General features: G+C 76.1%; 6 protein-coding genes and 1 riboswitch. Of the genes, 3 read left to right on the top strand and 3 right to left on the bottom strand.

Translation table 11 applies throughout. The annotated features are described in order from the left end of the window. Nucleotides 1-60: 60 nt before the first annotated feature. From ACFVFS_RS35980 to ACFVFS_RS35990, 3 genes are all read right to left on the bottom strand, one after another. Nucleotides 61-1,143, bottom strand: coding sequence for a prenyltransferase (locus ACFVFS_RS35980; RefSeq protein WP_380629152.1), 1,083 nt, complete (start codon nucleotides 1,141-1,143; stop codon nucleotides 61-63). Beyond that, entirely contained in the window at nucleotides 1,140-1,925 is a 786-nt protein-coding gene (locus tag ACFVFS_RS35985) for a class I SAM-dependent methyltransferase (protein ID WP_380629154.1), read from the bottom strand. Before ACFVFS_RS35985 ends, ACFVFS_RS35980 begins: the two co-directional genes overlap by 4 nt. A 222-nt stretch (nucleotides 1,926-2,147) precedes the next feature. Continuing rightward, the gene (locus ACFVFS_RS35990; RefSeq protein ID WP_380629156.1) at nucleotides 2,148-3,458 is read right to left on the bottom strand and encodes a glycosyltransferase family 4 protein; all 1,311 of its coding nucleotides are present in this window, start codon (nucleotides 3,456-3,458) and stop codon (nucleotides 2,148-2,150) included. A 265-nt stretch (nucleotides 3,459-3,723) separates the two neighbouring features. On the opposite strand from ACFVFS_RS35990, the gene ACFVFS_RS35995 reads away from it, so the two are divergent. From ACFVFS_RS35995 to ACFVFS_RS36005, 3 genes are all read left to right on the top strand, one after another. Then, nucleotides 3,724-4,317 (top strand): TetR family transcriptional regulator, encoded by a 594-nt coding sequence (locus ACFVFS_RS35995; protein ID WP_380629157.1) that lies wholly within the window; start codon nucleotides 3,724-3,726, stop codon nucleotides 4,315-4,317. Nucleotides 4,318-4,419: 102 nt separating this feature from the next. After that, a riboswitch (cobalamin riboswitch) is annotated at nucleotides 4,420-4,497 on the top strand. A 113-nt stretch (nucleotides 4,498-4,610) separates the two neighbouring features. Beyond that, nucleotides 4,611-5,918, top strand: a complete 1,308-nt coding sequence (locus ACFVFS_RS36000; protein ID WP_380629158.1) for a hypothetical protein — start codon at nucleotides 4,611-4,613, stop codon at nucleotides 5,916-5,918. Between the two features lie 44 nt (nucleotides 5,919-5,962). Then, a complete protein-coding gene (locus tag ACFVFS_RS36005; RefSeq protein WP_380629159.1) occupies nucleotides 5,963-6,697 on the top strand; it encodes an SCO2322 family protein in 735 nt (244 codons plus the stop codon). Nucleotides 6,698-7,120 lie beyond the last annotated feature (423 nt).

The following is a 7,120-nucleotide window of genomic DNA, read 5'->3' on the forward strand; positions in this document are numbered from 1 at the left end:
GCGAAGGGGTGGGACCGGAGAGATCCGGTCCCACCCCTTCGCCGTCGGCGGGCCCGGCGGTCAGCAGCAGTCCTGGACGACCAGCCCGGCCGGCAGCTCCTCGCCGCCGAACACCGCCACCGTCGCCGGGTCGCCGCCGAGCGCCGCGACCGCGAGCAGCAGCGCGCCCGCCGTCCAGGTGGTGCGCTCCTCGGGCCAGATCGCGTCGTCCTCGAAGACGTACCCGGTCCAGTACGAGCCGTCCTCGTGCCGCAGGTGCTTCTGGATCCAGCGCAGGATGTCCACCGCGCGGTCGGACTCGCCGACCGCCCAGAGCGCCAGGGCCAGCTCGGCGCTCTCGCCGCCGGTGACCCAGGGGCGGTCGCTGACGCAGCGCACCCCGAGGCCGGGGACGACGAAGCGGTCCCAGCCCTCGGCGATCCGCTCCAGCGCGGCCGGACCGCGCAGCGCGGTGCCGAGCACCGGGTAGTACCAGTCCATCGAGTAGCGGTCCTTGTCGAGGAACCGCTCGGGATGGTGGGCGACGGCGTGCCGCAGCCGGCCGGCCGCGAGCTCCCAGTCGGGCTGCGGCTCCTCCAGGTAGTCGGCGACGGCCAGTCCGCAGCGCAGCGCGTGCAGGATGCTGGACGAGCCGGTGAGCAGCGCCTCGTCGGTGGCCGCGCCGTGCTCGTCCACCCGCCAGGCGATCGGGCCGCCGGGCAGCCGCTGGGCCACGATGAAGTCCAGCGCGCGCCGGACGGTCGGCCACATCCACTCCAGGAAGGCGTCGTCGCCGGTGGAGAGGTGGTGGTGCCAGACGCCGACGGCGACGTAGGCGCAGAAGTTGGTCTCCTTGGCGGCGTTGCTGACCGCGCCGTCGGCGTGCTCCGGCTGCCCGTAGGCGTAGGCGGCGTACCAGGAGCCGTCCGGGTTCTGACGCCCGGCCAGCCAGCGGTAGGCGGCCTCGGCGGCGGCGTGCTCGCCGGCCGTGTCCAGCGCCATCGCCGCCTCGGTGTGGTCCCAGGGGTCGAGGTGGTGGCCGCGGAACCACGGTATGGCGCCGTCGGGCTGCTGTTCGGCGAGGATGCTGCGGACGGTGCCGGCGGCCTGTTCGGCGTCGAGCACCCCGTCGAGCAGCAGGGCCTCCGGGACGGCGGCGGTCACTCCGCCCCGCCCGCGGCCGGGTCCGCCGCACCGCGCCCCGCACCGCGCCCCGCCCCGGGCCGGTGCGGCTTGGCGGCGTAGGCGACGAAGCTCTTGCCGATGACGGGGTTGAGCGCCCGTTCGGCGGCCTTGGTGAGGGTGCTGATGACGGGGGTGCCGACGATGTCCCAGACCAGCAGCTGGTGGTAGGCCTTGACCGGCAGCGACTTGTCGTTGTCGACGCCGACCGCGCACTTGATCCACCAGTACGGCGAGTGCAGGGCGTGCGCGTGGTGGGTGCCGTACGGCTCCAGGCCGGCGTCCTTGAGCTTGTCGAGCAGCTCGTCGCCCCGGTAGATCCGGATGTGGCCGCCCTCGACCTCGTGGTACTCGTCGGAGAGCGCCCAGCAGATCTTCTCGGGCAGCCAGCGCGGCACGGTGACGGCGAGCAGGCCGCCGGGCTTGAGGACCCGGAACATCTCGTTGAGCACGCCCTTGTCGTCCGGGATGTGCTCCATCACCTCGGAGATGATGATCTTGTCGAAGTGGTCGTCCTCGAAGGGCAGGGCCAGGGCGTTGCCCTCGATCGCGACCGCGGACGCGCCCTCGGGCGCCTCGCCCGCCTGCTCCATGGCGGCGAACCACTTCCGGACCTCGGCGATCTCCTCGGCGTTCTGGTCGAGGGCGACCACGTTGGCCCCGCGCCGGTAGCACTCGAACGCGTGCCGCCCCCCGCCGCAGCCCAGGTCGAGCACCCGGTCGCCGGGGGCGAGCGGGAAGCGCGAGAAATCAACGGTCAGCACTGCGGACTCCCATTCCTTCGGTACCCAAGGTTCCTGACGCCGAGTCAGAGAAATCGCGGGGCGCACGGTGTGCGTGCGGGGCGGGCGGGGTGGCGCGCACCACCGGAAGACGGATGCGGCCGGTCACCACCACTCGGCAGGTCACCACCACTCGGCAGGTCACCACCACTCGGCAGGTCGCCGCCTGGCCGGTCGCCGCCTGGCCGGTCACCGGGGACGCCGTCAGGCCACGTAGCGCCAGCCCGGCCCGGAGCGGGCCGCGCTCCCGGCGCCGGTGGCGATCGCGGCCCGGTAGCCCTCGACGGTCAGCTCGGCCGCGCGCGCCCAGGTGAACCGGGTCAGCACCCGCTCCCGGCCCGCCGCGCCGAGCGCCGCGCGCAGCTCCGGGTCGTCCAGCAGCCGGCCGAGAGCCGACGCGAGCGCGTCCGGGTCGCCCGGGGGCACCGCCAGACAGCTCTCCCCGTCCGGGCCGGCGACCTCGGGGATCGCCCCGCCGGTGGTGGCGACCAGCGGGGTGCCGGTGGCCATCGCCTCGGCGGCCGGCAGCGAGAAGCCCTCGTACAGCGACGGCACGCAGGCCACCTCGGCCGAGCGGTAGAGGTCCACCAGCTCCTGGTCGGTCAGGCCGTGCCGGAACTCGATGTGGCGCTCCAGCCCGAAGGCGCGCACCGCGCGGGCGATCGGCCCGTCCTCCTTCTGCGGCTTGCCGACCACGACCAGGTGCGCGTCCCGTTCGGTGCGCACCTTGGCCAGCGCCCCGACCAGGTGCACCAGGCCCTTCAGCGGGACGTCCGCGCTGGAGGTGGTGACGATCCGTCCGGGCACCCGGGCGATCGTGTCGGACGGCGACCAGAGCCGGGTGTCGGCGCCGATCGGCACCACCGAGACGGCGTGCGGCGCGGCGCCCAGGTGCTCGACGATCTCGCGCCGGGAGGTGCCGGAGACGGTGATGATGTGGTCCAGCCGGGCGGCGACCCGGCGCTGCATCCGGGTGAAGGCGTACCAGCGGCGCAGCGACAGCCGCCTGAGCCGGCTGGTGGCCGCGTCCAGCTCGACCTGGCGGTCCACGGTGATCGGGTGGTGGATCGTGGTGACCAGCGGGAAGCCGTGCCGGCCGAGGCCGAGCAGGCCGTAGCCGAGGGTCTGGTTGTCGTGCACGACGTCGTAGCGGCCGCGGTGGCCGGCCAGGTACTGGCGGGCGCGCAGTGAGAAGGTCAGCGGCTCGGGGAAGCCGCCGGTGCGCATGGTCAGGTACTCCAGGACGTCCACCGGCCCCCGGTACTCCTCGCGGGCCGGGGTGCGGAAGGGGTCGTCGGCCCGGTAGAGGTCCAGGCTGGGCAGCTCGACCAGCCGGACCGAGCCCGGCCCCTCGACCCCGTCCAGGACGGGGTAGGGCTGGGCTCCGATGACGTCCACGTGGTGGCCGAGCCGGGCCAGCTCACGGGAGAGGTGCCGTACGTATACGCCCTGGCCGCCGCAGAACGGGTCGCCGCGGTACGAGAGCAGGGCAATCCGCAGCGGCTGCGCGGTCATCGTCGGCCCTCATCTCTGCTGCTGTCTGTGCTGCCGGTCGGTAAAGTAGATCAGGTTTCAGTGGGTGTGGAGTCCACCGGTGACCATGTGAACAATGAGAGACCTCGAAGATACCGGCCCGTAGCTTCCGCTCAGGATCCAGGGCTGGTGATTCGCGCCACGCCCGGGAGCGTCCTTGCCGTCACCGTCGTCACCGCCCTCACCCCCGTCCCCGCCGGCCCTGCCGTCGCCCCCGGCGCAGCCGCCGCCGGCCCCGTCGTCCCCGGTGGGCTCGCCCGCGCCGCAGGACCCGCCGCTCACCGCCCGGCAGGCCGAACGGCGGCGGCGGATCCTGCGGACCGCGACCGCGCTGGCGGCGCGCGGCGGGTACGACGCCGTCCAGATGCGGGAGGTCGCGGAGGGCGCGCAGGTGGCCCTGGGCACGCTCTACCGGTACTTCCCGTCCAAGGTGCACCTGCTGGTCGCGGTGATGCTGGAGCAGCTGCGCGGCCTGCAGGAGCAGGTCCGACGGCACCCGCCGACCGAGCCGGAGCCGGCGCCGAGGGTCGCCGAGGCGCTCACCCGGGCGTTCCACGCGCTGCAGCGCGAACCGCTGCTGGCCGAGGCGATGGTCCGCGCGCTGTCCTTCGCCGACCGCTCGGTGAGCGCCGAGGTGGACCGGGTCTCCGCCGCCACCGGACAGCTCATCCTGGACGCCATCGGGCAGTCCGGACCGCCCACCGAGGCGCAGCGCGCCGCCGTCCGGGTGATCGAGCACACCTGGCACGCGGCGCTGGTCGCCTGGCTCTCCGGCCGCGCCTCGCTCGCCGAGGTGCGGGCCGACCTGCACACGGCGGCCCGGTTGCTCACGCTGCCCTGAGGCGGGGTCCAACTGGAACCTGTTCTCACCCGCACCGCATCCGGGCGCCGCGCCCGGCGGCTAGAGTCGACGCGCAGGACAACTCCATCCGCCCCTCCTCCGGGGAAAGCCGGTGCGAATCCGGCGCTGACCCCGCAACCGTGAGCCCGGCGCCCGTCCGCCGGGCGATTCGGAGTGCCCGGGGAGGGGGCGAGCGGCCCCGCGCGCGGCGGACCTCCGCCGGGCAACCGTCGAGGACTACGGAACGGCCCGACCGGGCCGGCACCCGCGCACCGAAAGGCACACCTCCGATCATGCTGACCGCCGCCCGCCTGGGCGCCGCCGCCCTGACCGCCGCGCTGCTCACGGGCACCGCCGCCGCCCCGGCCCTGGCCGACACCCCCGGCGCCGGCACGGCCTCCGCCGCCGCGGTCCCCGACGGCCTGTACGGCAAGGGCGACCCGACCTACGACGGCGTCTGGCGGCAGGCGCTCGCGCTGACCGCGCTGACCGCCGCCAAGGTGACCCCGGCCGACTCCGCCGTCGCCTGGCTCACCGGCCAGCAGTGCGCGGACGGCGGCTGGCCCTCGTACCGGGCCGACGCCGCGGCCGCGTGCGACCCCGCGACCGAGGACAGCAACGCGACCGCCGTCGCGGTCCAGGCCCTGGTCGCCCTCGGCGGGCACCAGGACGCCGTGGACAAGGGCGTCCAGTGGTTCAAGGCCAACCAGAACGCGGACGGCAGCTGGGCCTACAACCCGGGCAACCCGGGCGACGCCAACTCGACCGGCCTCGCCGTCAACGCGCTGATCGCCGCCAGGACCGACCCGGCGACCGTCGCCAAGGCCGGCCGGAGCGCCTTCGACGGGCTCGCCGTCTTCCAGCTGGGCTGCGCCGCCCCCGCCGAGCAGCGCGGCGGCTTCGTCTACCAGACCTCGCCGGACGGCACTCCGGCGGCGGCCAACGGCCTGGCGAGCGGTCAGGCCTCGCTCGCCGCCGCCGGCGGCCGGCTGCCGGTGGCCAACACCAACCGCACCGACGCCGCGCCCAAGGCCCTGGCCTGCCCGGAGGGCGGCGCCACGGCCGGCGCCACCGCCGGCGCCACCGCCACCGCCGTGCCGCGCGCCGACTCCGGCGAGGCGGCGGGCGCGTACCTCACCGCACAGCTCGCTGCGGGCGGCGGGCACCTGACGCTGGCCCTGCCCGGCGCCGCTCCCGCCCCCGACTACGCGGCCACCGCCTGGGCCTCGCTGGGCCTGGTGCAGGGCGGCCACCCGCAGCAGGCCGCGGGCGCCGTCGACTGGCTGGCCAAGGAGGGCGGCAGCTGGACGAAGGGCGGCACCGACGCCGCCGCCACCGCCACGCTGGTGCTGGTCGCCCAGGCCGCGCAGCGCGACCCGGCCGCGTTCGGCGGGACCGACCTGGTCAAGCAGCTGACCGCGCTCGGCCCGGCGCCCAAGGCCACCGGCGGCGCGTCCGCCCCGGCGAACTCCTCCGCGCCCGCGAAGAAGGACGACGGCGGCAGTCTCAACAAGTACTGGCCGCTCGGCATCGGCCTGCTGATCGGCGTCGGCGGCGGCCTCCTGCTGAGCCTCCAGCGCAAGCGCGGCGCGAAGCTGTGACCCACTCCGGCCGGGCCCCGCGGCCGGCCCCGCCGGACGCCGCCGTGAGTGCCGCCGTGAGTGCCGCCGGCAGTGCCGCCGCCGACGCCAGGTCCGAGGCCCGGCGGCGGGTCGCGCGGGCGGCCGTGCGGTTCGCGGCCGGGGTGATCACCGGGGTGCTGATCCTGCTCGTGCTCGGGGCGGCGCCGGCGGAGGCCGCCGGGTACCGGTACTGGTCGTTCTGGCGGTGGTCCGACGGCGGCTGGACCTACCAGCAGCAGGGGCCGGCCGTGCACGTCCCGGCGGACGGGGCGGTGGACGGCTGGCGGTTCGCCGTCAGCCCGGACGGCGGGCGGGAGGCCGCGCGGCCCGCCGCGGCCGGGGGCTTCGAGGCGATCTGCGCCGGGACGCCGGCCGAGGGCGGGCGCAAGCGGGTGGCCGTGGTCCTGGACTTCGGCTTCGCCGCGGAGGCTTCCGGCGGCGAGACCCCGCCGGCTCCGCGCACCGCGTGCGCGGTCGTCGCGCCGCGGGCGAGTTCCGCGGAGGTGCTGGCCACCGTCGCCCCGCCGCTGCGGTACGACGGGAACGGCCTGCTCTGCGCCATCGCCGGGTACCCGCGCGCCGGGTGTGCCGACCAGCTCGGCGCGGCCGGCGCGCCCGACGAGGGCGAGCGCCCCACGGAGAACGCGAGCGCCGCCCGGACGTCCCCGAGCGGGCCCGCTCTCGGGGTGGGCGCCGGGCTCGCGCTGGTCGTCGCGCTCGGCGCGGGCGCCGGCTGGCAGGCGCGCCGCCGCCGATGAGGACCACGCCGCCCGCCCCCACCCCGCGTGCGCCGCAGCCCTCACGCGCCCCGCGCCCCGTGCACACCTCACCCACCCCGTGCACCGCCCACACCCACGCTCCACGCAGACCCCTTTGCCCCGTGCACACCCCACCCGCCCCGCGCCCCACCCCCGCCCCACCCTCCACGCAGACCCCACACCCCCTGCCCGCCACGGGCCGGATTATGACGACCGGTCTACTGATTCGCCCCCACTCTGTAGACCGACCGACATATTCCACGCCTCCCCCCGCCAGCGAATAGACCGACCGGTCTACATAAACCCCGAAGCCCCGGCGCAGGAAGTCGGCCCGGCCGACTTCCTGCGCCGGACCGACCGCCCCACCCCCGGTCCCCCCCGGGCCCCCCCCCCCCGCCGCCCCCCCCCGGGCCCCCCCCGGCC

Source organism: Kitasatospora sp. NPDC057692 (assembly GCF_042799475.1).
Classification (GTDB): Bacteria; Actinomycetota; Actinomycetes; order Streptomycetales; family Streptomycetaceae; genus Kitasatospora.

Coding starts and splice junctions, on each gene's coding strand:
- ACFVFS_RS35990 (WP_380629156.1), bottom strand. CDS start 3,458: ATGACCGCGCAGCCGCTGCGGATTGCCCTGCTCTCGTACCGCGGCGAC.
- ACFVFS_RS36000 (WP_380629158.1), top strand. CDS start 4,611: ATGCTGACCGCCGCCCGCCTGGGCGCCGCCGCCCTGACCGCCGCGCTG.